The organism is Rhizobium sp. Leaf262 (genome assembly GCF_001422245.1).
Taxonomy (GTDB): domain Bacteria; phylum Pseudomonadota; class Alphaproteobacteria; order Rhizobiales; family Rhizobiaceae; genus Agrobacterium.
Map to the genome: position 1 here is coordinate 1 of NZ_LMMM01000001.1, position 23,152 is coordinate 23,152.

Below are 23,152 nucleotides of genomic sequence, written 5' to 3' on the forward strand. Positions count from 1 at the left end.
TTCGACGAAATCTCCGTTGAGGAGGCTTTGCGCTTGAGAGAAGCTGGCAAGGCCGAAGAGGTTGTGGTCGTATCCATCGGCCCGGCAAAGGCGGAAGAAACACTTCGCACCGCACTCGCAATGGGCGCAGACCGCGCCATCCTGATCGAAACCGATGAGACGGTGGAGCCTTTGGGCGTTGCCAAGCTTCTGAAATCCGTCGTGGAAGCTGAAGCTCCCGGCCTCGTCATTCTCGGCAAGCAGGCGATCGACGACGATAGTAACCAGACGGGCCAGATGCTGGCAGCATTGCTGGGCTGGGGTCAGGGCACATTCGCATCCAAGGTCGAACCTTCAGACGGCAAGGTTTCCGTCACCCGCGAAGTCGATGGCGGCYTGCAAACCGTGGAGCTCAAGCTGCCCGCAGTGGTCACGACAGACCTGCGTCTGAACGAGCCGCGTTATGCGTCACTGCCCAACATCATGAAGGCCAAGAAAAAGCCTCTCGACAAGAAATCGCCTGCCGACTTCGGCGTCGACATCGCCCCACGGCTCAAGGTTTTGAAGACTGAGGAACCGGCAGGTCGCAAGGCCGGCGTGAAGGTCGGCTCGGTCGGCGAGCTCGTATCGAAGCTCAAGGCCGACGGCGTCCTTTAAGAATTAGGATAGGGAGATTACACATGGCCATTCTTCTTCTGGCAGAACACGACAATGCAACCCTTTCCGACCAGACGGCAAAGACGCTGACGGCCGCAACGCAGATCGGCGGCGATGTCACCGTTCTCGTTGCCGGTTCCAACGCCAAGGCGGCCGCCGATGAAGCGGCAAAGCTTTCCGGCGTCTCCAAGGTCCTGTTGGCCGACGACGCAGCCTATGCCAACCAGCTGGCGGAGCCGCTTGCAGCGCTTCTCGTATCGCTGGGCGCATCCTACGACGTCATCATCGCGCCGGCCACCGCATCCGCCAAGAACGTGCTGCCGCGCGTAGCGGCCCTGCTGGATGTCGCTCAGGTCTCCGAAATCATCGAAGTSGTTTCACCCGATACCTTCAAGCGTCCGATTTACGCTGGCAACGCCATTCAGACCGTTCAGGCAAGCGAYGCGAAAAAGGTGATCACCGTTCGCACGTCCACCTTCGCGCCTGCCCAGTCGGGAGGCACCGCAAGCGTCGAGACGGTGTCGGCGGCAGAAAATCCTGGCGTATCGTCCTTCGTATCGGATGCCTTGGCGTCGTCCGATCGTCCGGAACTGACCTCTGCCAAGATCATCATTTCCGGTGGCCGTGCGCTGGGTTCGTCGGAAAAGTTCAAGGAAGTCATCCTTCCGGTGGCCGACAAACTGGGTGCAGCCGTCGGCGCATCCCGCGCGGCTGTGGACGCTGGATATGCGCCCAACGACTGGCAGGTGGGCCAGACCGGCAAGGTGGTAGCGCCGCAGCTTTANTGCAGCCGTCGGCGCATCCCGCGCGGCTGTGGACGCTGGATATGCGCCCAACGACTGGCAGGTGGGCCAGACCGGCAAGGTGGTAGCGCCGCAGCTTTACATCGCCGCTGGTATTTCCGGCGCGATCCAGCATCTTGCGGGCATGAAGGACTCCAAAGTCATCGTCGCCATCAACAAGGACGAGGAAGCCCCGATCTTCCAGGTGGCCGATTACGGTCTCGTGGCCAATATTTTCGACGCCCTCCCTGAGCTCGAAAAAGCACTCTGATCTACGTTTCGGAGGTAAATATCCTAAACCACTTAGACTGGCAGCGAATATGTACTCGGCATTGGGAAAAGAACTTTATGCGAGTAAATTCGAGGTGCTGTCGCGCTCGGCGCTCGGATAATTTAGTGTCGCGTATTCCTATTGGTTGAAGGGGCGATATCAACTTAAGGTGAATCTGGATGCATCGGAGACTTCTGCCTTGGGGATTCATCTCAAGCCATGGCCCCGGCTGCAGCTTTCCACTCTGCGATCGCCTGGATGCGGTGAACCCGGGTTTGGAATGCGGAGCGTTTGAAGCGGGGTGGGACGAGGAGGAGAGACGAAGCGCTGAAGGCCTCCCGGCGATCGGAGGCCTTGCATCATCCGCTCCCGTTTTCGCAGCGGCACATGAGAACTCTCGGCCCGGTCGTTCAGGCCCTTGTGAGATCGGTGTTCGACGCGGGACATGATCTGCCGCCGGGCCGCTCCATAGGAGCGCAACTTGTCAGTGATCATCCGCTTCGGTGCGATGCCCTGCTTCTTCAGAAGGTGGGTCGACAGTCGTCTGTCAGCCTTGGTGTTGAGGCGGTTTTGAATAATTTCATCAAGCACATACCCGTCCTGTTCTACGGCTCGCCAGACCCGTTGTCTCCTGCCGTAAATGGTGATGACGACCTCGTCCAGATGCCACACATCGTTGCCGCTGGGCTTCTTGCATCGCACGCCGCTCCTCACAAGGCATTACCGTGACATCGCCGCGCAGTCAGATGGCGAGCGTATTGAAACGACCCGTTACATAACGTTCGTGAACGCGCAACCTTTCAGTAATAAAGGAAATCAAACTTTTCTGCCGCGATTGTCTGCGCAAGTGCCGGAAGGGAAAAAAGTTTAGCTGGCTTCCCGTTTGTGAATCGCTTCATACAGTAAAATGACTTGCGTCGGGAAATTGAGCACCCAAAATGACCTGACGGTCTCAAGACATCGCCAGCGCATCCTTCAGGGCGAGGCCGTGTTTGGATTGGAGATCAAGGTCCGCTTCGATGTGATCGATATGATGGATCATGAATGCGGAAGCGCGCTTGCCATCGCGCGCTTCCAATGCATCGAGAATAGCAGAATGTTCCGAATGGCCGCAGCTGGAAATGCCGGAGCGCCCGTAGAGCGCAATGACCAGCGAAGAGCGGGCAACCAGCTCTTCCATGAATTTCTGCAGGATCGCATTGCCGGAGACAGCGGCTATCATGAGGTGAAAATCTCCCGAAGCCTTGATCTCGGCCCGCCGCGCCGCAGGGCCGCGTTCACTCATGTAACGCGCCTCCTCGTCGAGCTGACGGCGGAACCTGGTGATGTCGGCGGCGGTAATACGTTGCACAGCCTCAGCTACGATGCCCGGCTCGATCAGCCGACGGGACGCAAAGATTTGTCGCGCCTCGTCCGGTGAGGGGTGAGAAACGAAGGCGCCGCGATTACGCTCGGTTTTCACAAGACCTTCGAACGCCAGCATCTGAAGTGCCGCGCGCGCGACAGTGCGACTAACCTCGAACAGGGCGCCAACCTCTGCTTCCGATAGCTTTGTGCCCGGCGCAAGCCTGCGGTCGATGATCGCATGCCGCAGCGCCTCCCGGATCGCCAAGGCCCGATCCTCGGAGGCCGCTTCCGGCAGAATGATTTTTTCGCTGAGATCCATGACGCCATCCTATGCGCCCCTTTTAGCCTGAAGGAGCTATGGCTGCCAAGCTAGATGTTTTCGATACACAGTGAAGATTGCATACAATTTGGCCTCGTTTGGCACACGATAGCCCGAAAATTACGCATTGCCGTGATGAAGCTGCCTAACATCCAAAAAATAGCAAATTAAATCATACATTTAAGTAAATTGGCACGGCGAATGCATTCATCTTTTCGACAAGGAGTGCCGCATGAGCAAAGCCGCTGAAATCGATATCGTCTCGGTCTCCAAAGTATATGGAGCGACCACCGCCGTCCATGCCATCAGTCTGAAGATTCCGGCGGGCACCTATTGCTGCCTTCTTGGGCCATCTGGCTGCGGCAAGACGTCGACACTCAGAATGATTGCAGGACACGAGACCATTTCTTCCGGCGATGTGCGGCTGGGCAATACTGTCGTTACCGACTTTCCACCAGCCAGACGCGGCACGGCGATGATGTTCCAGTCCTACGCGCTGTTTCCCCATCTTGATCTCGTCGACAATGTTGCGTTCAGCCTCAAGATGAAGGGTGTAGGAAAAGAAGAGCGGCGTACCAAGGCGATGGACATGCTGCGCCTGATGCAGCTCGAAGCCTATGCGACACGCCGCCCGGCCCAGCTTTCCGGCGGTCAGCAGCAGCGTGTGGCACTTGCCCGTGCACTGATTACCGATCCGGAAGCACTGCTGCTGGACGAACCGCTTTCGGCGCTCGATCCTTTCTTGAAAATCCGGATGCGGGCGGAGCTGAAGAAACTGCAGACTTCGCTCGGCATCACTTTCGTGCATGTCACCCACAGCCAAGAAGAAGCCATGGCGCTGGCGGATCTGATTGTCGTCATGAATGACGGGCGCATCGAGCAGGCCGCGCATCCACGCATCGTGTTCGAACAGCCGGCGACGGCGTTCGTTGCCCGTTTCATGGGCGACCACAACGTGATTTCTGGCAGGGTCGTTGAGAGCGGTGAAGGAAAAATCATGCTGTCCGTGCCGGCTGGCGGTGATTTTCTGGCAACGGACAAAGGCTCGGAATCCCCTGAAGCAACAGCCGACATCGCTGTGAGAACGGACCATGTCCGCATCGGTCCACCACTGGAAAAAGGGTTGGGCTTCACCGGCTCCGTCACCAATGTGGAATATCGCGGTTCTTCGGTGAAGCTCAGCGTCACCGGTGCCGGCATCGAGGATTTCACGGCCATCCTTAGCGACAAACAATTTTTCGCCACGCCGGTCAAAGTCGGAGAGGCGATCCCGCTTTGCTGGGATGCCGAGGACGCAGTCGTCCTCGGACGTCTCAAGCACTGAAACCAACCTAAAAAACCAAACAGAGGAGAACAGGCAATGACCGACAAGCAGAAGATCAAGACGGGTGTATCCCGCCGCACGTTCCTGAAAACCGCGTCAACGGCGGCTGGCCTTGCCGCCGGTTCCGGTGTCATCACAGGCTTTCCGACCATCTGGGCACAGACGCCGATCACCCTTCGGCAGTTCGGTACAGGCGTTTCCAACATCAACGCCGTTGCCGAACAGTGCAAGAAAGACCTCGGTATCACGCTGGAAATGACGGCAACCGATTCCGATGCCGCCGCCCAGCGTGCCGTCACCCAGCCAAACTCCTACGACATTGCCGATATCGAGTACTGGATTCTCAAGAAGGTCTACCCGGCCGGCGTCATCCAGCCGATGGATGTGAAGAAGCTGAAATATTACGACAAGGTCGTGCCGCTGTTCAAAGACGGCAAGCTGAAGCCCGACAGCGTCATTGCGCAGGGGACTGCACCGCACACGGTCGGTTTCGTGGAAAAGCCAGGTACCAAGACCTTCGCCAAGGGTGAAACCCAGTGGTTCACCATGATGCCGACCATCTACAATGCCGATACGCTGGGCATCCGGCCAGATCTCGTCGGGCGCGACATCACCTCCTGGGCCGACATCATGGACCCGAAGTTCAAGGGCAAGACCTCGATCCTCAATATCCCTTCGATCGGCATCATGGATGCTGCGATGATCATGGAGGCCATGGGCGAGATCAAATATGCCGATAAGGGTAACATGACCAAGGCGGAGATCGACAAGACGATCGACTTCCTGATCAAAGCCAAGCAATCCGGCCAGTTCCGCGCTTTCTGGAAGTCTTTCGATGAGAGCGTCAATCTGATGGCATCCGGCGAGGTGGTCATCCAGTCCATGTGGTCGCCGGCCGTCGCCGTCGTTCGGTCAAAGGGCGTAGCCTGCAAATATCAGCCATTGAAGGAAGGCTACCGCGCCTGGGGTGGCGGTCTTGGCCTCGCATCGCATCTGAAGGGCGCTCAGCTCGATGCAGCCTATGAGTACATCAACTGGTACACATCCGGTTGGGTCGGCGCCTATCTCAACCGTCAGGGCTATTACTCAGCCTGCATGGATACCGCCAAGAACTTCATGACGGCGGACGAATGGGGCTATTGGATCGAAGGCAAGGCCGCCCAAGGCGATGTTCTTTCACCGGAAGGCAAGGTCATGGAAAAGGCCGGTGCGGTTCGCGATGGCGGCGCATTTGAAGATCGTATGGGCAAGGTCGCCTGCTGGAACTCGGTCATGGATGAAGACCGCTATATGGTTCGTCGCTGGAACGAATTCATCGCAGCCTGAGCCATTTCGTGGGTTAACCCTCCCCTCTCGGGGAGGGCAATCTGCGGGACCGCGTGCGCCGAACGAAATCAACCGCAAAGAGGAACATGAGACATGGCGACGACGACATCTGCCGACATGGACGGGATCAAGAGCTCGAAAAAGGCTTTTCGCCTTTCTCCAGCTGCGATTTCCTATCTGCAGGCGACGCCGCTGACCGTTATCCTCGGCGGTTTCCTGCTTTTACCCATCCTGATGATCCTCGTCGTCAGCTTCTGGGACTATGATTTCGCTCAGATGTATCCCGACTTTCTATCCATGAACTACACCGAGACGCTGGGCTCGTGGGTAACGTGGAAGATTTATGTCAACACGTTGAAATACGCTCTCATGGTCTGGGTGCTAACGCTTTTCATTGGCTTCTGGGTTGCCTATTTCCTGGCCTTCCACATCCGCACGACAGCCATGCAAATGGTTTTGTTTCTGGTCTGCACGGTGCCGTTTCTCACGTCCAACATCATCCGGATGATTTCATGGATACCGGTGCTTGGGCGCAACGGCCTGGTCAACTCGACGCTGATCAACTCCGGCATCATCTCCGAACCCGTCGAATGGCTGCTGTATTCGGATTTCGCCGTGGTGCTTGCCATGGTCCATCTCTACACGCTTTTCATGGTGACGCCGATCTTCAACACGCTGATGCGCATCGACAAGGCTCTGGTTGAAGCCGCCCGCGATGCCGGGGCGACAAGCTGGCAAACGCTCACCAACGTCATCCTTCCGCTCGCCAAGCCCGGCATGGCAATTGGCACCATTTTCGTCGTAACGCTTGTAATGGCCGACTTCTCGACCGTGCAGGTCATGTCTGGCGGCCAGAGCGCTTCTGTCGCCTTGATGATGAAGAACCAGATGTCATTGCTGCAATATCCAGCCGCAGCCGCCAACGCCGTGGTTCTGTTGGTTCTCGTCCTCATGATGGTCGCGGGCATTCTGCGCATCGTCGATATCCGCAAGGAGCTTTGAGCCGATGTATGCCGACAAGCGATCCCGCGAATTCTATGTCCTGGCGATTTTCTTCACCGTCTTCGTGCTTTTCCTCTACGGTCCCCTCTCGGCCATCCTGATCCTCTCATTCCAGGGGCCAAACGGCGGTCTTACATTCCCGCTCAACGGCATGTCGCTGCGCTGGTTCGCCAATCTCTTCGAAACCCAGGCAGTCGGCGATTTCGGTGGATCCTTCCGCCGCTCTGCCGTCCTCGGCATCATGGTGATGCTCGTCACGGTCGTCGTATCGCTGCTTGCCGGTCTCGCATTTCGCCGCCGCTTCATCGGCTCGACCGCACTTTTTTACCTCGCGGTCGCAAGCCTGGTCGTGCCATCGATCATCGTCTCGCTCGGTATCGGCGTTGTGTTCCAGCAACTGGGGTTCCAGCCAACCTGGTATACGTCGGCCTTCGGCGCGCATCTCACCTGGACGCTGCCTTTCGGCGTCTTGATCATGTTCGCGGTCTTCAATCGCTTTTCACCCGTCTACGAGGAAGCGGCACGAGACCTTGGTGCAAGCTCATGGCAAACGTTTTCGAATGTAGTCCTGCCGATGATCGCGCCGAGCCTGATCGGTGTGGGCCTATTCGGTTTCACGCTGTCCTACGACGAATTTGCACGCACGCTCATGACTTCGGGGACGTTCAATACGCTGCCACTCGAGATTTACGGCATGACGACCAACGTCACGACACCGGTGCTGTATGCGCTCGGGACAGTGACGACGGTCTTCTCTTTCTTCGTTATCGCCGGAACGCTCGGCTTGATCGTCCATCTCAACCGCCGTCGTCTGCGGCCCTGAAGTGAGTTCCATGCGCATTCTCATCGTCAATCCGAATACCACCTCCAGCATGACGGCAACGATTGCCGATTCTGCGCAGCGTGTTGCCAATACCGGCACCGAAATCGAGGCCGTCACCTCTTCCATGGGCCCGGTCTCGATCGAAGGCTATTACGATGAGGCGTTTGCCGTACCCGGTCTGTTGATCGAGATTGCCAAGGGCGAGAAGGCAGGTGCGGAGGCGGCGATCATCGCCTGCTTCGACGATACCGGCCTTGATGCAGCCCGCGCTCTGGCACAAATTCCGGTGATCGGCATCTGCGAGGCAGCCCTCGCATCGACCGCTTTCATCGCCCAACGCTTCACGATCGTGACGACCATGGAGCGTTCGCGCCTGCCGCTCGAACATCTCGTTCATCGCTACGGCATGGGTGGTCGCTGCAAGGTTCGCGCGGCGGATATCCCCGTCCTTTCGCTGGAAGATCAGACATCGAATGCACGCGATCGGCTGCGCAGCGAGATTGCCGTGGCTCTGCGAGATGATGGGGCCGAAGCAATCGTGCTCGGCTGCGCCGGCATGGCGGACCTCACCGCCGAATTGCGCGCCGAGTTCGGCGTACCTGTGGTGGATGGCGTGGCTGCCGCCGTCAAACAGGCGGAAGCACTCGTCGCACTTGGCCTTTCCACCGCCAAACGAGGCGCCTACGCCTCGCCCGTCTCGAAAACATATAAGGGTTTGCTGGAAAGCTTCGAACCTCGAAAGCTCGCAGCGCTGTAACATTCGCGGCTTATGTGAGTGTTAAGCCTAAACTTACTCAGCAACACCACAGCCTTTATCGTCGCATTTCAACGTATAGGCCCTGCTCTGATCCGGCGACTGATATGTACAGGATGTCAATTTACCATCCTCCTCGCGCTTCTCGGTTTTGACTAGCGTCCATCCATTTGCATCTGCCTCGGTGCATTTAAGGAAGTGAATTGTTTCCGCCTCGCAACCGAAAAGTGGAAGCGCCACCAGCGCCATCTTGAAATGCTTTAGCCTCATCTTTGTCCTTGAATTGCGAAATTTACGGGCTTGAACTGAATCGACTCAACCCACCAAAAGCTGAAAAGAAGCATCTTTAGGACGCTGAATGCCATTTTCCATCCATTTTTTTTGATTAAAATCTCGCTAAGGTAGAATATAAGTTTCATTGCCTTTTGAATCCATGCACCAAGGGGTTTGCTGATGGCGCAGTGATCACAGCGGGATGGCTAACGGCTTTAGATCGATATTTCCTGTCAAATTGGAATCCGAGTGATTGATAATCTTCTGATAGCTTCCATCCCCTTCGCTATTGCGGGAGCGATAGTGACCTACGTCCAGCTCAATCGGGGCACATACCGCTTTGTGGTCACTAAGCGTCTCATATTTATTCTTGCTGTTTGCGCCATAGCGACGACACCGCTCAGTTGCATGATATGGGAGTGGCGGTCTTGCTCTTATCTACCGCTCCAAACGGAACTGTTCTTTCTCGGCTATTTCGGCGCGTCCTTACTTCTGATCTGTGCGCCGACATTGGGCGGCTATGTGCTGGGTCAAGGGGCTGGAGCGCTGATGCAAAGCATCACAACCCGAATAAGGGGCTGACGTCTCAAACACGGACTGCTGGCATCGGATTGGACCCGCCGCCTGCCTTCATCTGCATCGGCTTCAAGCTACTTCAAAACCCGGCCCGCCATGTCGGCCGACCCAAAAACCGTCAGTTGACGCGCATATCCACCACTCCATTTTTCGAGAAACTTTCCACCACAGAATGGATCTGAGAGGCCGTTATGAAGAGATGGGCATTGAATACTGGAGCAGCAACAGTTGTTACCATACTCGGCTTCGCCGCGCCGGCTGCTGCCGCTGACAACGGGATTGAAACATTTTTCGCTTCTCAAGGCTGCGCCGTGGGGCCATCAACCATTGCGGCTGCAATCAGCCACGGCTTTGATCGATCTGCCATTGAGGACTACGTTGCAGGTGCGCGCGCAGCGGCCAAAACGCAAAAGGTGGGTGACTGGCTTGTTCTGGCGCGGGACGTCTGCGAAATTCGACCGCCCATGGTCGACAGTGAATTAAAGCTGAGCGACCCGGAAGTTCGACAAAGCCTTGTGGCTGAAGATAACGAGACCAATGATGGCTATGCCGGTTGCGTTCTCGACGGATCCAAATTGTTCGAAATCGTTCAGTCATCGCGTGGGTGGACTGCCGACAAGGCGAACGCCGAGTATCTTCGCATGCTCAGTGCCGGGCTTGTTTCCGGCGACCTCGCATTTTACTCGCCCGACTGGCTTCGAACGCCTCGGGCGTGATGCTGACGATCGGCGAGTGCAGGAACCTCCCGCAGATGCCCGACATCAGACGCAGTCACCAGCTTCTTGTCGAACATTTCGATGCATTGATACGGGGGGACACAGCAGCGGAAGCGACATGCGATTCGCACGGTGTCCCAAGCGGGAAGTTTGACGAAGTTGCCGAGACAGTCCTGGGTGAAAAGCCCTTGAATGCATGGATGGGATTTGAAATCAAATTCATTGCCATGGGCGCTGGCTGGCATGAAGGGGTGACTGCTACGCAAAGGGGACGGCCCCGACCGCCCATGTGTCGATAGTCGTAAGCCACGTCACGCAGCAAGCGAGGCTTTCGCTTTTCTCTAAAAGAAAAACCCCGGCGAACCGGGGTTTTTCAAGCCGTATAAATGAGACTGATACAGATTACTCTGCAGCGTTTTCCAGCTTAGGTGCAGCGTCGTCGCTGGTAGATTCCGCTGCTGCTTCGCCCTCTTCACTCCCTGCGGCGCGACGTGGGCGACGCGGACGCGGGCTGGTGCTGCGTGGGCGGCGTGGGGCGCGTTCGGATGCAGCAGAGTTGACCTGCGCTTCCTCTTCCACGGCCACTTCCTTCGGCGTACCGTCGATAACCGGTTGCGGTGCAGAGCTCGCATCGTAGACAGGCGCTGCGGCAACGGGAGCGACGGTGTTTTCATCCTGCTCTTCTCGCGGCTGGCGTTCCTGACGGGCAGGCCGCTCGCGACGGTCGCGGCGTTCGTTGCGGTCCTGACGCTCCGGGCGATCCTGTCGCTCCTGCCGTTCAGGCTGGTCGTTGCGCTGGGACTGATCGTTACGCTGGGCGCGCTGCTGGTTGTGATCCTGTTCGCCGGGCATGGAGACCACGACATCGTCGTTGTCATCGCCGTCGATATCGTCACCATCGCGCTCCTGCTGGAACTCGCCGCGATCATCGCGCTGGAAACGTTCCTGCATCTGCGCCTGGGCAGACGCAATGATGCGGTTGTAATGTTCCGCGTGCTGGAGATAGTTTTCGGCCATGACGCGATCGCCGGAGCTCTGGGCATCACGGGCGAGCGTCGCGTATTTTTCGGCTATATGCTGGGCAGTGCCGCGGATCTTAACATCGGGGCCGGAGCTGTCATAGCTTCTGGTCAGCGGGTTGCCGCCTTTGCGGTTGAAGTTGTTGTTGTTACCACCACCACCGCCACCATTGTTATTGTTGTTGCTACCACGCCCCCGGCCGCGCTTGTTTTGCTGTCCTGGCCTCATCAATTGCTCACCTGAATTCTGTTTTGCTAATGATTCACGTTGTTCGTTGCAAAAGCGGAACCGGCATCACGGCCAATGTCCCGAAGTTGCGCCCATCACGCGCCTTGACCTCTAAAGGACAAGGCCTCGCGTTTCGTGCCCGGATGCGCAAATGCTGCATCAAGCTGCCTGCGAAGAAAGTTTACTGATTCACATGCCGGGAATGCCCAGCCTTTCAGGGTTCTCAAAAAACCCGCTTCGGGACTGATCCAAACCATGGCGAATCTAAAATCCGCCGTCAGCCACCCTGCATGTGGCCGCAAACTAGCCCGCTTCCTGCGGAAATCCAAGCCTTTTCTTTTGCTTTGCAAAATAACCTTGAACAAAACACAGATCCGAACGATTTCGCCTATCTGCAAAAGACAAGCGCGCGGTCGTTGCCACCATAATCCCTGAAAGCCTCCAGACAGCGGTAGCCGTTTTGCGCGAAGATTTCGGTCACATCGATTTTCTGATCGTAGCCGATCTCGACCCCGATCAGCCCGCTATCCCTCAGAAAAGGTCCTGCTTTTTCGGCGATGACACGATAGGGCACCAAACCATCGTTACCGCCATCAAGCGCCAGCAACGGATCGAAATTCCGCACCTCGCGATCCAGCGTTTCGATAATATCAGTCCTTATATAGGGCGGGTTCGACACGATTATGTCAAAGCAACCGGTGATCTTATCGAACCAGTTGCTCTCGACAGTCCGAAATCGCGAGGACAGGCCATGCAGCTCGGCATTCTTTTGCGCAGTGGCCATTGCATCACGTGCGATATCGCTGCCTACCCCTACTGCCTGCGGGCACTGGCTGAGAAGTGCAAGACAAATGGCACCAGTGCCGATACCCATATCGAGAATCTCTGCACGGCCCGTTGTCTTGGCAATATGTTGCAGATGCGGCAGCAGGGCGTCGACCAGCACCTCCGTATCGGGCCTTGGCTCCAGCGTGCCGGACGACAGAAGCAGATCAAGACCATAGAACTCGCGATGACCGAGAATGCGGTGAACCGGCTCGCCCGCGGCCCGCCGTGAGACCATGGCTTCGATGCGGTTCAACTCTTCTCCACTGACAGCGCGGGTGCCATTCAGCACGAAATCGGTCAGTGAAAAACCGACGACCTCGCCAACGAGGAGACGAACATCGGCGAGCGGATCAACGATATTGGCATTGTCCAAACGTTTTCGCATGTCCCCGACAAGGGCCTGTACGGTTATCGCGGTCTCGCTCACTGCTGCTCGCCGAGCTGGGCCAGTTGCCCTGCCTGATAATCGGAAATCAGCGCATCGACCATCTCATCGATATCGCCTTCGATCATGCGGTCAAGCTTGTAGAGCGTGAGATTGATGCGGTGGTCCGTGACGCGGCCCTGCGGGAAGTTATAGGTGCGGATGCGCTCTGACCGGTCGCCCGAACCGACCTGGCTCTTGCGGTCGGCTGACCGTTCGCTGTCCACCTTCTGGCGTTCGATATCGTAAAGGCGCGAGCGCAGAACCTGCATGGCCTTGGCGCGGTTCTGGTGCTGCGATTTTTCCGACGACGTGACAATGAGGCCGGTGGGCAGGTGGGTGATACGAACCGCGGAGTCCGTGGTGTTGACGTGCTGACCGCCAGCGCCCGACGCCCGCATCGTATCGATACGGATGTCTTCGGCGCGGATTTCGATGTCGATTTCTTCCGCCTCCGGCAGAACCGCGACCGTTGCTGCGGAAGTGTGGATCCGTCCGCTGGCCTCCGTTTCCGGCACGCGCTGAACGCGGTGGACGCCGGATTCGAATTTCAGCTTGGAGAACACGCCGCGCCCGGTAATGGTGGCAATGATTTCCTTGAAGCCACCCGCCTCGCCTTCGCTGGCCGAGAGGATTTCCACCTTCCAGCCCTTGGTACTGGCAAAGCGTTCATACATGCGAAAAAGATTGCCCGCGAAAAGGGCTGCTTCGGAGCCACCGGTACCTGCGCGAATTTCGACGATGGCACTTTTCTCATCCGCCGCATCCTTGGGCAGAAGAAGGATTTGCATGTCCTTCTCCAGCTGTTCAATGCGCTCCGACATTTCGGGAAGCTCTGCTTCGGCCAGATCGCGCATATCGCGGTCGGTAGACTTGTCAGCCAGAAGAGCTTCGAGATCGGCGACTTCGGCAAGCGCCTTCTCATACTCTCGGATGGTTTTGACCACCGGCTGCAATTCCGAATATTCCGACGCCAGCTTCACATAGACATCAGCGGCAGGGCCAGCCGACATGCGCGCTTCGATTTCACCGAAACGCCGCTCAAGCTCACGCATTTTTTCGACGGGAAGCTTCGCCACCTGTCACGCACTCCAATTTTTCTTGGCTTTCAAATAGGGATGGAATGGGTCGCTGCAAAGCGCAAAAGCAGCTGACGCGTGCTTTCCACCGACTTGTTGTCATCAAGCGCCGCTTCCAGCTCCTCCGACAGGGTCGTCACATCCAGCCCCAGCAGCATGGCCTTGACCGGGCCGATGGAGGTTGGAGACATGGAAATGGAGCGGAAGCCAAGCCCGATCAGCGCCATGGCCGAGAGCGGCTTGCTGGCCATTTCTCCGCACAGCGTGACCTGCGTGTTGTTGCGCGTACCGGCACGGACGATATCGCGCAGGATACGCAGGAAGGGCTTGCCGAGATTGTCGAAACGATCCGACACACGGGCATTGCCACGATCCACCGCCATGGTGAACTGAAACAGATCGTTGGAGCCGACAGAGACGAAATCGACTTCGGCCATCAGCTCATCCAGCTGCCACATCAAGGACGGCACTTCGAGCATGGCGCCGAATTGCAGCTTGCGCGGCAGGGAATGGCCGAATTTCGACAGGTGTTGAACTTCCTTTTGCAGAAGCTCCCGCGCGACGCGGATTTCCGAGACTTCGGTGATCATCGGCAGCATGATGCGCAGTTCGGCACCCGAGGCAGCACGTAAAAGAGCGCGAAGCTGGGTGCGCATCAGGCCCGGACGGTCGAGCGACAGGCGGATCGCGCGCCAGCCGAGGGCGGGATTTTCCTCTTCCTGACCACGCATATAGGACACGACCTTGTCGCCGCCGATATCGAGCGTGCGGAAGGTGACGGGCTTGCCCTTGGCGTTGCGCAGAACGCTGCGATAAAAGGCTTCCTGCTCCTCGCCCTTCGGCATATTGGAAGCGATCATGAATTGCAGTTCGGTGCGGAACAGGCCGATGCCGTCAGCGCCGGATTCGTCCAGTTGCGGCAGATCGACCAGCAGACCGGCATTCATCTTGAGATCGACTCGCTGGCCGTCCTTGGTGACGGGTTCGACATCGCGCAGTGCCCGGAACTGCTCCTGACGCTTGGCGCGAAGACGCACCTTCTCTTCGTAAGCGCGCTGAAGATCGATAACCGGGCGCAGATGCACCTGCCCGTCATCACCGTCGATGATGATGGGATCATTGTTCTCTGCCAGCGCCACAATGCCTGCGGCCTGTCCGATGATGGGGATGCCCATGGCGCGTGCGACGATGACGACGTGGCTGGTGACCGCGCCGTCTTCCAGCACGAGACCGCGCAGCTTTTCACGCGGATAATCCAGCAATTCGGCAGCACCCATGGCGCGCGCCAGCACGATGGCATCCGCCGGGAACTCCTGCTCCGGCCCGCGGCCGCCATAGCCGATCAACTGACGGAGAAGACGGTTGGCGAGATCGTCGAAATCATGCATCCGCTCACGCAGATAGGGATCGGTCAGGCGCATCATGCGCGCCTTGGTATCGCTCTGGACCTTTTCGACCGCAGCTTCCGCCGTCAGGCCGTTGCGAATGGCCTCTTCCATGCGCCGCACCCAGCCCTGGTCATGGGCGAACATGCGATAGGTTTCCAGCACTTCGCGGTGTTCGCCTTCAGTGGCAACATCGCGGCGCTGGAGCATGTCATCGATGGACAGGCGAAGTGAGCCGATGGCTTCGGCCAGACGACGGGTTTCCATCTCGGCATCTTCGTTGAGAAGATTGGTCACGACGATGCGTGGATCATGCAGAACGACATGGCCAAGGCCGATGCCTTCGCCATAGGCATCGCCATCGATGGAGACGGCCCGTGTCAGGTCCAGTTCCACGCCGGGGCGGGTGATTTTCTTCAATTCACCGCTCGCAACGATTTCCGCGATAAGCATCGCAGTTGTCTCAAGCGCTTCAACTTCATCCTCCCGGTATGTTCGGCTGGTCTTGTTCTGGACGACAAGAACGCCAAGAGTGCGACCAGATCTCAAAATCGGCACACCAAGGAAGGAATGATAAATTTCTTCACCTGTTTCAGGGAGATAGCGGAAAGCAGGATGGGCCTGCGCGTCGGAAAGATTGAGCGGTTGGGCAGATGCGGCGATGGTGCCGACAAGGCCCTGCCCCATTTTCAGCTGAGCCAGATGGACTGCGTCTTTATTGAGTCCTTCGGTGGCATAAAGCTCCAGAACGCTGTCGGAGCGAAGCACATAAACGGAGCACACTTCAGCGACCATGTTGCTGGCAATCTGCCGAACAATCTGGTCTAGGCGCTCCTGCGGCTCAAGGTGCTCCGCCATCATCTCGCGAAGCCGCTTGAGCAGGACGCGTGGACCTGCAGAAAGGTCTCTCATCGCGTGTGCTCCCTGATACCTGGGCATGCAGACCGACGTGATCTGCATGAAGATCGATCAAATCTATACCGCCTGCACAGCAAGCCGCAAGGCAGGGATGCACAGTCGACCTAACATCTGCCACGCCACCCCCAAGAATCGGATGACGTGTATCGATGTTATGGAATCAACTCTTATCCAGACCGTAAGCAGAATGCAAAGTACGAACTGCAAGTTCCGCGTAGGCACCATCAATAAGGATGGAAATCTTGATTTCCGACGTCGTGATGGCCTTGATGTTGATATTCTTTTCAGCAAGCGCCTTGAAGGCGCTCGCGGCCACGCCAGCATGGCTGCGCATGCCGATACCGATGACTGAAACCTTGGCAAGGCCGGTTTCGTTCTGGACGACGTCGAAGCCGATCTGCGCCTTGTTGTCTTCCAGGACCTTCAGCGCCTTGGGCGCATCGCCCGAAGGAACGGTGAACGTCATGTCGGTGCGCGAACCATCTTCGGAGATGTTCTGCACGATCATGTCGACATTGATATGGGATTCGGCCAGCGGCCCGAAGATGGCCGCCGATACACCTGGCCGGTCCGACAGGCGGCGCAGCGAGATTTGTGCTTCATCCTTGGCATAGGCGATGCCGGTTACGACTTCCTGTTCCACGATTTCTTCCTCGTCACAAATCAAAGTACCGGGCGGATTGATGAGGTCGCCCATGCCCGGTGCATCGGGATCCTCGAAGCTGGAGCGCACGAAGGTCCGGACCTTGTGCACCATGGCAAGCTCGACGGAACGAACCTGCAAAACCTTTGCGCCGAGAGACGCCATTTCGAGCATTTCCTCGAAAGCGACTTTCTTCAGGCGGCGTGCCTTTGGCACGATGCGCGGGTCTGTCGTGTAGACGCCGTCGACATCGGTATAGATGTCGCAGCGATCTGCCTTGACGGCAGCGGCAATGGCGACAGCCGACGTATCCGAACCGCCGCGACCCAGCGTCGCGATGCGGTTATCCGGTCCCAGACCCTGAAAACCGGCAACCACCGCGACCTGACCTTCGCCCATACGACGAATGATATCAGAACCGTCGATATCCAGAATGCGGGCAGCACCGTGCGCATTATCCGTGCGGATGGGAATCTGCCAGCCCTGCCAGGACCGTGCATTGACGCCCAGCGACTGCAGGGCAACGGCCAGGAGTCCGGATGTGACCTGCTCGCCGGAGGCGACGATGGCGTCATATTCGCGGGCATCGTAAAACGATGCGGCACCGGCAGCACCGGCGACTTTGGGCGTGTTCTGAACCCAGTCCACCAGTTCGTTGGTCTTGCCGGACATGGCGGATACGACCACGGCCACTTCATGGCCTGCATCCACTTCGCGTTTCACATGCCGTGCGACATTATGAATGCGTTCGAGGTTGGCGACGGACGTGCCGCCGAATTTCATGACAATGCGAGCCATAGTTGACCAGTACCATCCCATTTTGCCACCTGAGCGGTGGACAAGAGCACAATCCAGTCGGTCCCTTCTGACAAGGGGCCTCAAGTTGCGGGTCTCATAGCGAAAAGGCATGGTCCACGCAATGCCGTTTATGAACCATGCGGTACGCCTTTTCGCCGATCCCGGCGCCGGAGAGGCCGGCCCGACGGTGACGAGCGTACCGCTTTGGTCTGTACAAACGCCGCCATTCGCAGTATGAGCGCGGCAATTCAACTGGCCAAATGGCCTAAATGGCCCGTATCGGCTGCTTTATAACCTCAAGGTTTCGAGCGGATGCGGGCAGTCCCATATCCGAAAGACGGTAGATGACAGACACCCAGGGTATCGCCCCGGCGATTGCACAGGCGTTGGAAAAACGCGGCTATAAAGATTTGACACCCGTGCAGAAGGCCATGCTCGCGCCTGAACTGGATGGGCAGGACGCGCTGGTTTCCGCCCAGACGGGTTCTGGCAAGACGGTCGCTTTCGGCATTGCGATTGCCCCCACGCTGTTGCAACAGAACGGTCGTTTCGGCCCAGCCGGTGCACCGCTCGGTATCGCCATTGCCCCGACGCGTGAACTCGCCATGCAGGTAAAACGCGAGCTGGACTGGCTCTACGAATTTACCGGTGTTTCCATCGCGTCCTGCGTCGGTGGCATGGACATCCGCTCCGAACGTCGTACGCTGGAACGCGGCGCTCACATCATCGTCGGCACGCCGGGTCGTCTCTGCGACCACATCAAGCGCGGCGCTCTCGACCTTTCGTCCATCCGCGCCGTCGTGCTGGATGAGGCTGACGAGATGCTCGACCTTGGCTTCCGTGAAGATCTGGAATTCATTCTCGAGGAATCGCCTGCCGAACGCCGCACCCTCATGTTTTCGGCAACCGTGTCTCGCAGCATTGCGAAGCTGGCCGAAAGCTACCAGAAAAACGCCGTGCGCATCGCAACCGCGTCCGAGCAGAAGCAGCATGTGGACATTGAGTACCGCGCTCTTTTGGTAACGCCGTCCGACCGTGAAAACGCAATCATCAACGCATTGCGCTATTACGAAGCCCGCAATTCGATCGTTTTCTGCTCTACCCGTGCAGCGGTGAACCATCTGACCGCGCGGTTGAACAATCGCGGCTTTTCGGTCGTGGCCTTGTCTGGCGAACTTAGCCAGAACGAGCGCACGCATGCTCTTCAGGCCATGCGCGACGGTCGTGCCCGTGTCTGCGTTGCAACCGACGTGGCTGCGCGCGGCATCGACCTGCCCGGTCTGGAACTCGTGATCCATGCGGACCTCCCGACCAATTCGGAAACTCTTCTGCACCGTTCAGGCCGTACAGGTCGTGCCGGTCAAAAGGGCGTCAGCGCCATCATCGTGCCCGTCAGCCAGCGCCGCAAGGCAGAACGTCTGCTGGACGGCGCAAAGGTCAGCCCGGCATGGGTACGCCCACCGACAGTGGAAGAAATCACCGAGCGCGACGGCGTAAGACTTCTGGCCGATCCATCGCTCAATGAAGATGTGGGTGACGACGAGCGCGATTTTGTGGCCAAGCTTCTGGAACAGCACGGTGCCGAAAAGGTCGCCGCCGCCTTCGTGCGTCTGTTCCATGCGGGCCGTTCTGCACCTGAAGACATTTCCGAAGTGTCCATGGAAGCGCGCAAGCCACGCCGGGACAGCTTCGAGACGGTCGAAAACAATGCGCCACGCCGTGATCGTTCCGACTTCGCTGGCAGCGAGTGGTTTACACTTTCTGTTGGCCGCAAACAGAATGCCGAGCCGCGCTGGCTGATCCCGATGCTGTGCCGCTTCGGCAAGCTGACGCGTCAGGATATCGGCGCTATCCGCATGCAGCAGACCGAGACCTATGTAGAACTGGCCGCCGATGCGGTGGATCGTTTCACGTCTGCGCTGGGCAAGGACATGATGCTTGAAAAGGGCATCCGCGTGAAGGCCATGGAAGGCAAGCCGGAAGCAACCGGTGCCGTCCGGGAAGACACCCGCCCACCCAGAGCGCAGAAGAAGTTCGTGAAGTCCGACCAGTCCAGCGGTCGTCCGGGCGACGACAAGCCATGGAAAAAGAAGGCCAAGCCTGCAGGAGATTACGGCTCAGGCGCGAAGCCGGCGAAATACGAAGGCAAAAAGGACAAGCCTTTCGAAAAGCGCGGACCGAAAAAGCAAGATCGCTAAAAGATAAAACCCGGCGGAAATGATCCGCCGGGTTTTTCTTTATCGAGCCAACGCCCAGTTATGGGCAGTTGAGAGCGCCAGGAGTGCAGTTGGCACGCTCGCCATCCTGTGGCGGTCTTTGTGCACGGTTCTCGTCGGGGCGACGTCGACCCTCTTCACTCTGACGGCGCTGGTCACCTCTGTTCCAATCGCGGTTGCGATCACGATCCTCACCTCTCATGCCGTCACGGCCACGATTGTCGTTGTTGTCCCAACGCTGGCGATCGTCGCCACGCATGGGCGGACGCTGGCGATCATTCTGGTTCCAGTCGCCGTGGCGCTGTTCCCATCGACCGTCATTCGGACCGCGACCACGCTGGTCGCGCGACTCATCCCGACCACGTTGATCGCGCCAATCGTCGCGGCCGCGCTGGTCACGCCAGTCATCGCGAGGGCGTGGGCGGTCGAAATCGGCACGCGGCGGCGGCGCATTCCAGTATCCGCCAGACGGGCGGCGCCAGCGGTCTCGCTCGCGATAAAAATCACGGTCGCGGTAATAGCGGTCCCAATAGCGTCCAGCTTCGAAGGTAATGATGGGAACGCCGAGGTCACGGTAGTAGCGTGGCTCCACATAGACGCGGTTCTGGCGATAAATGGCCTGGACATAACGGCCAGCGACCCAGCCGCGACCGTAGCTGAAGGACACGTCGCACCATGGCGTATCCGACAGGCACCCATGGATCGTCAACGGCGCGCCGTTCGGAATGACCACGACGGCTGGATATGCCGTGCTTGGTCCGGAGCGCATATTGACGTTGGCGGTGGAAAAGCCTTGTGTCGCAGCTTCGGCCAGCGCCGGGGCGGCGACCAGCGCAAGCAGCGCAAAGGCACCTAACAGTTTCTTCTTCACTTTGTTTCTCCCTCAAGCAGAGCTTGGCCGCCGAAATCGGCATTGAACACGGTCGAAAATACGCGCCTCATGATGAACGCAGCATGAAACGAAAATGCCCGTATTTCAGTTCCTTGCGACAGATAAGCGCGGTCGCCGCAACGTCTGTGCCGCCCACCGCCCCTTGACTTCACCGGGCAATCATCCGACTTCAGGGGAACAAACAGTTTGGAGCAGCACCATGAGCGAGACCGCAAAAACGACCATCGACCAGAGCGAAGTGGACCGTTTCTCCGCCATGGCGGCTGAATGGTGGAGCCCGACAGGAAAGTTCCGCCCGTTGCACAAGTTCAACCCGGTGCGGCTGGACTATATTCGCAGCCGTGCCTGCGAGAACTTTGGCCGCAACGTCAAGGCTCATCGCCCACTGGAAGGTTTGCGCGTCCTTGACATCGGTTGCGGTGGCGGCTTGCTCTCAGAACCCATGGCCCGCATGGGTGCAGATGTCGTTGGTGCCGATCCTTCCGAGAAGAATATCGGCATTGCATCCACCCACGCTCGGGAAAACAACGTCACCGTCGACTATCGCGCCGTGACTGCCGAGCAATTGCTGGCTGCAGGTGAGACGTTCGATATCGTTCTCAACATGGAGGTGGTGGAGCACGTGGCCGACGTCGATCTGTTTGTCACCACCTGTGCAAAGATGGTGCGCCCGGGCGGACTGATGTTTGCAGCAACCATCAACCGGACACTAAAAGCTCGCGCATTGGCAATCTTCGCAGCCGAAAACATCCTGCGCTGGCTACCGCGCGGCACCCATCAATATGAAAAACTGGTGCGTCCCGACGAGTTGGAAAAGCCGATCATGGCCGAGGGCATGAGCATCATCCACCGCACCGGCGTCTTCTATAACGTGCTTCAGGACCGGTGGAACCTGTCGCCCGACATGGACGTCAACTACATGTTGCTGGCCAAGCGTACGGTCTAGAGAGTGGCCTTGTTGAGGTTTAACATCTAATTGACGTCATCGGGCAAAACCGGCAGCGGGGCAACATCGATCCCCTCCTCGATCAGCGCTTTGGCTTCCTGCGGGGAAGCCTGGCCGATAATGCCACGGGCCTTTGCCTCGCCGTAGTGAATCTTGCGGGCCTCTTCCGGAAATTTATCTCCGACGTCATCGGTATTGGCGCGGATCGTCGCCAGTGTTTCCTTGATCTTTGCAAAAGCCTCGCTCTTGGCCGCGTCCATTGCCAGTGTGCGTGTCGCCTCACGTTTTTTCGCGGTGGCGACGGATGGCGCCATCAGAGCCTTGGCAACATCCGATGAGCCACAGACCGGACAACTGACCAGTCCACGACCCAGCTGGGCGTCGAAATCAGCGCTACTGGAAAACCAGCCCTCGAATTCGTGGGCTTTTTCGCAATGAAGCGAATAGCGTATCACTGCGCAGCGCTCCTGGCGGCACCCAGGTTGCCGACCTTGTCGAGCGTAAAGTCGCGGGCGTTTTTCAGATTGGGAATCTTGCCACGCGCCTCCGATACGGCTGACGGTTCGATATCCGCATAGATGATCTCCTCGCCCTCGGCCCCGGCAACCGCCAGCACGTTGCCCCAGGGGTCGATGATCATGGAGTGACCGAAGGTCTCGCGCCCGTCCTCATGCGTGCCGCCCTGTGCGGCGGCGATCAGAAAGGCACCGTTCTCGATGGCGCGCGCGCGCAGCAGAATTTCCCAATGGGCCTCGCCAGTCTGTTTGGTGAAGGCAGCGGGAACGGTGAGGATCTGCGCGCCCGCCACCGCCTCGGTGCGAAACAGGGATGGAAAGCGGACGTCGTAACAGATGGCAAAACCGAAGGTTGCCAGCGGCAGTTCCGCGATGCGGGCATCCGTGCCTGGCTCGTAGGCAGAGCTTTCGCGCCAGCTTTCACCATTGTCGAGATCGACATCAAACATGTGGATCTTGTCGTAGGTGCAGATGCGTTCGCCATCGGGCGCAAACAGGAAGCCACGATTTGCGATCTTGCCATCGGGACGGGCGATGGCCGTGGACCCAACGTGAACATAGATACCCAGTTCGCGTGCGAGTTTGGCAGCCGTCAAAACGATGATATCGCCTTTCTCGTCCTTCAGCGCGGCGCGCAAGGCATCGCGGTCCTTCTGGATGGCACCGGTCATTTCAGGCGTCTGCACATAGACCGCGCCCTGTGCCGCCGCCTCGCGAATGAGACGTTCCATGGTGGTGGCGTTGGCCTTCGGGTCCACGCCCGAACACATCTGGATTGCAGCGGCCTTGAAGCTCATCTTTCGTTCCCTTTTGTCGTATTTTTTTAAAACTCAGGCAGCCAGAAGCGGGTCCAGCTTGCCTTCCCTGTCCAGCGCATGCAGGTCATCGCAGCCACCGACATGGTGGGTGCCGATGAAGACTTGCGGAAAGGTGTTGCGGCCGGACTTGTCCATCATTTCCTGACGATAGTCCGGATTTGACGTGGCATTATATTCGGTAAATGCAACGCCCTTGCTCTCCAGGAGAGCCTTGGCCTTGGCGCAAAAGCCACAATAATCGCGCGTGTAAATCGTAACGGATGCCATCTTGTCGAACCCTCGCACTGTCAGCC

General features: G+C 58.1%; 21 protein-coding genes and 2 pseudogenes. 11 read left to right on the plus strand and 12 right to left on the minus strand.

Annotation, left to right across the window (positions count from 1 at the left end):
* The 3 genes and pseudogenes from ASF29_RS00005 to ASF29_RS24805 all read left to right on the plus strand — a co-directional run.
* Positions 1–636, plus strand: a 636-nt coding sequence (locus ASF29_RS00005) for an electron transfer flavoprotein subunit beta/FixA family protein (protein ID WP_062447168.1), incomplete at its 5' end; no start/stop codon positions are given.
* 23 nt (positions 637–659) lie between these two features.
* Positions 660–1,420, plus strand: a 761-nt coding sequence (locus ASF29_RS00010) for an electron transfer flavoprotein subunit alpha/FixB family protein (RefSeq protein WP_244473452.1), incomplete at its 3' end; no start/stop codon positions are given.
* 1 nt (position 1,421) lies between these two features.
* Positions 1,422–1,689 (plus strand): annotated as a pseudogene (locus tag ASF29_RS24805) (FAD-binding protein); the annotation flags it as partial.
* A 212-nt stretch (positions 1,690–1,901) separates the two neighbouring features.
* Here ASF29_RS24805 and ASF29_RS23720 read toward each other — a convergent pair.
* Positions 1,902–2,382 (minus strand): annotated as a pseudogene (locus ASF29_RS23720) (DDE-type integrase/transposase/recombinase); the annotation flags it as partial.
* Between the two features lie 259 nt (positions 2,383–2,641).
* The gene (locus tag ASF29_RS00020; RefSeq protein ID WP_062447175.1) at positions 2,642–3,355 is read right to left on the minus strand and encodes a GntR family transcriptional regulator; all 714 of its coding nucleotides are present in this window, start codon (positions 3,353–3,355) and stop codon (positions 2,642–2,644) included.
* A gap of 232 nt (positions 3,356–3,587) precedes the next feature.
* On the opposite strand from ASF29_RS00020, the gene ASF29_RS00025 reads away from it, so the two are divergent.
* From ASF29_RS00025 to ASF29_RS00060, 6 genes are all read left to right on the plus strand, one after another.
* Positions 3,588–4,679 (plus strand): ABC transporter ATP-binding protein, encoded by a 1,092-nt coding sequence (locus ASF29_RS00025; RefSeq protein ID WP_062447177.1) that lies wholly within the window; start codon positions 3,588–3,590, stop codon positions 4,677–4,679.
* Positions 4,680–4,715: 36 nt separating this feature from the next.
* Complete coding sequence (locus ASF29_RS00030) at positions 4,716–6,005, plus strand: PotD/PotF family extracellular solute-binding protein (RefSeq protein WP_062447180.1); 1,290 nt, start codon at positions 4,716–4,718, stop codon at positions 6,003–6,005.
* Between the two features lie 117 nt (positions 6,006–6,122).
* Entirely contained in the window at positions 6,123–7,007 is an 885-nt protein-coding gene (locus ASF29_RS00035) for an ABC transporter permease (RefSeq protein ID WP_244473470.1), read from the plus strand.
* A 4-nt stretch (positions 7,008–7,011) separates the two neighbouring features.
* Positions 7,012–7,830 carry an ABC transporter permease gene (locus ASF29_RS00040; RefSeq protein WP_062447186.1) on the plus strand — a complete coding sequence of 273 codons (819 nt, stop codon included), beginning with the start codon at positions 7,012–7,014 and terminating at the stop codon, positions 7,828–7,830.
* A gap of 10 nt (positions 7,831–7,840) precedes the next feature.
* Positions 7,841–8,587: an aspartate/glutamate racemase family protein gene (locus ASF29_RS00045; RefSeq protein WP_062447189.1), complete on the plus strand. Its 747-nt coding sequence runs from the start codon at positions 7,841–7,843 to the stop codon at positions 8,585–8,587.
* 1,052 nt (positions 8,588–9,639) lie between these two features.
* A complete protein-coding gene (locus ASF29_RS00060; RefSeq protein WP_156462484.1) occupies positions 9,640–10,149 on the plus strand; it encodes a hypothetical protein in 510 nt (169 codons plus the stop codon).
* A 402-nt stretch (positions 10,150–10,551) separates the two neighbouring features.
* Here the strand turns inward: ASF29_RS00060 and ASF29_RS00070 are convergent, their stop codons facing one another.
* The 6 genes from ASF29_RS00070 to ASF29_RS00090 all read right to left on the minus strand — a co-directional run bounded on the left by ASF29_RS00070 (position 10,552) and on the right by ASF29_RS00090 (position 17,472).
* The gene (locus tag ASF29_RS00070; RefSeq protein WP_062447202.1) at positions 10,552–11,397 is read right to left on the minus strand and encodes a DUF4167 domain-containing protein; all 846 of its coding nucleotides are present in this window, start codon (positions 11,395–11,397) and stop codon (positions 10,552–10,554) included.
* Between the two features lie 95 nt (positions 11,398–11,492).
* Positions 11,493–11,762, minus strand: a complete 270-nt coding sequence (locus ASF29_RS24235; protein WP_156462485.1) for a hypothetical protein — start codon at positions 11,760–11,762, stop codon at positions 11,493–11,495.
* A 23-nt stretch (positions 11,763–11,785) separates the two neighbouring features.
* Positions 11,786–12,610, minus strand: coding sequence for a peptide chain release factor N(5)-glutamine methyltransferase (gene prmC / locus ASF29_RS00075; RefSeq protein ID WP_062448533.1), 825 nt, complete (start codon positions 12,608–12,610; stop codon positions 11,786–11,788).
* 38 nt (positions 12,611–12,648) lie between these two features.
* Complete coding sequence (gene prfA / locus ASF29_RS00080; RefSeq protein WP_062447204.1) at positions 12,649–13,728, minus strand: peptide chain release factor 1; 1,080 nt, start codon at positions 13,726–13,728, stop codon at positions 12,649–12,651.
* 29 nt (positions 13,729–13,757) lie between these two features.
* Positions 13,758–16,025 (minus strand): phosphoenolpyruvate--protein phosphotransferase, encoded by a 2,268-nt coding sequence (gene ptsP, locus ASF29_RS00085; protein ID WP_062447206.1) that lies wholly within the window; start codon positions 16,023–16,025, stop codon positions 13,758–13,760.
* Between the two features lie 166 nt (positions 16,026–16,191).
* Positions 16,192–17,472: an aspartate kinase gene (locus tag ASF29_RS00090; protein ID WP_062447208.1), complete on the minus strand. Its 1,281-nt coding sequence runs from the start codon at positions 17,470–17,472 to the stop codon at positions 16,192–16,194.
* Positions 17,473–17,816: 344 nt separating this feature from the next.
* Between ASF29_RS00090 and ASF29_RS00095 the strand changes: the two genes are divergently transcribed.
* Entirely contained in the window at positions 17,817–19,670 is a 1,854-nt protein-coding gene (locus ASF29_RS00095; RefSeq protein WP_062447211.1) for a DEAD/DEAH box helicase, read from the plus strand.
* Positions 19,671–19,728: 58 nt separating this feature from the next.
* Here the strand turns inward: ASF29_RS00095 and ASF29_RS00100 are convergent, their stop codons facing one another.
* Entirely contained in the window at positions 19,729–20,559 is an 831-nt protein-coding gene (locus ASF29_RS00100) for an SH3 domain-containing protein (protein WP_062447214.1), read from the minus strand.
* 220 nt (positions 20,560–20,779) lie between these two features.
* On the opposite strand from ASF29_RS00100, the gene ubiG reads away from it, so the two are divergent.
* Positions 20,780–21,526, plus strand: coding sequence for a bifunctional 2-polyprenyl-6-hydroxyphenol methylase/3-demethylubiquinol 3-O-methyltransferase UbiG (gene ubiG / locus ASF29_RS00105; protein ID WP_062447216.1), 747 nt, complete (start codon positions 20,780–20,782; stop codon positions 21,524–21,526).
* A 26-nt stretch (positions 21,527–21,552) separates the two neighbouring features.
* Here the strand turns inward: ubiG and ASF29_RS00110 are convergent, their stop codons facing one another.
* The 3 genes from ASF29_RS00110 to grxC are packed head-to-tail and all read right to left on the minus strand — an operon-like array spanning position 21,553 to position 23,126.
* Complete coding sequence (locus tag ASF29_RS00110) at positions 21,553–21,981, minus strand: DUF1178 family protein (RefSeq protein ID WP_062447219.1); 429 nt, start codon at positions 21,979–21,981, stop codon at positions 21,553–21,555.
* Positions 21,978–22,838 (minus strand): carbon-nitrogen hydrolase family protein, encoded by an 861-nt coding sequence (locus ASF29_RS00115; protein WP_062447222.1) that lies wholly within the window; start codon positions 22,836–22,838, stop codon positions 21,978–21,980. Before ASF29_RS00115 ends, ASF29_RS00110 begins: the two co-directional genes overlap by 4 nt.
* Before the next feature lie 33 nt (positions 22,839–22,871).
* The gene (grxC, locus tag ASF29_RS00120) at positions 22,872–23,126 is read right to left on the minus strand and encodes a glutaredoxin 3 (protein ID WP_062447225.1); all 255 of its coding nucleotides are present in this window, start codon (positions 23,124–23,126) and stop codon (positions 22,872–22,874) included.
* Positions 23,127–23,152 lie beyond the last annotated feature (26 nt).

What these genes read in the sequence shown, in the direction of transcription:
- ptsP (WP_062447206.1), bottom strand. Translation starts at nt 16,025, where the DNA reads ATGAGAGACCTTTCTGCAGGTCCACGCGTCCTGCTCAAGCGGCTTCGC.
- ASF29_RS00025 (WP_062447177.1), top strand. Translation starts at nt 3,588, where the DNA reads ATGAGCAAAGCCGCTGAAATCGATATCGTCTCGGTCTCCAAAGTATAT.
- ASF29_RS00090 (WP_062447208.1), bottom strand. Translation starts at nt 17,472, where the DNA reads ATGGCTCGCATTGTCATGAAATTCGGCGGCACGTCCGTCGCCAACCTC.
- ASF29_RS00095 (WP_062447211.1), top strand. Translation starts at nt 17,817, where the DNA reads ATGACAGACACCCAGGGTATCGCCCCGGCGATTGCACAGGCGTTGGAA.
- ASF29_RS00045 (WP_062447189.1), top strand. Translation starts at nt 7,841, where the DNA reads ATGCGCATTCTCATCGTCAATCCGAATACCACCTCCAGCATGACGGCA.
- ASF29_RS00030 (WP_062447180.1), top strand. Translation starts at nt 4,716, where the DNA reads ATGACCGACAAGCAGAAGATCAAGACGGGTGTATCCCGCCGCACGTTC.
- ASF29_RS00070 (WP_062447202.1), bottom strand. Translation starts at nt 11,397, where the DNA reads ATGAGGCCAGGACAGCAAAACAAGCGCGGCCGGGGGCGTGGTAGCAAC.
- ASF29_RS00020 (WP_062447175.1), bottom strand. Translation starts at nt 3,355, where the DNA reads ATGGATCTCAGCGAAAAAATCATTCTGCCGGAAGCGGCCTCCGAGGAT.
- grxC (WP_062447225.1), bottom strand. Translation starts at nt 23,126, where the DNA reads ATGGCATCCGTTACGATTTACACGCGCGATTATTGTGGCTTTTGCGCC.
- prmC (WP_062448533.1), bottom strand. Translation starts at nt 12,610, where the DNA reads ATGCGAAAACGTTTGGACAATGCCAATATCGTTGATCCGCTCGCCGAT.
- ASF29_RS00115 (WP_062447222.1), bottom strand. Translation starts at nt 22,838, where the DNA reads ATGAGCTTCAAGGCCGCTGCAATCCAGATGTGTTCGGGCGTGGACCCG.
- ubiG (WP_062447216.1), top strand. Translation starts at nt 20,780, where the DNA reads ATGAGCGAGACCGCAAAAACGACCATCGACCAGAGCGAAGTGGACCGT.
- ASF29_RS00040 (WP_062447186.1), top strand. Translation starts at nt 7,012, where the DNA reads ATGTATGCCGACAAGCGATCCCGCGAATTCTATGTCCTGGCGATTTTC.
- ASF29_RS00035 (WP_244473470.1), top strand. Translation starts at nt 6,123, where the DNA reads ATGGACGGGATCAAGAGCTCGAAAAAGGCTTTTCGCCTTTCTCCAGCT.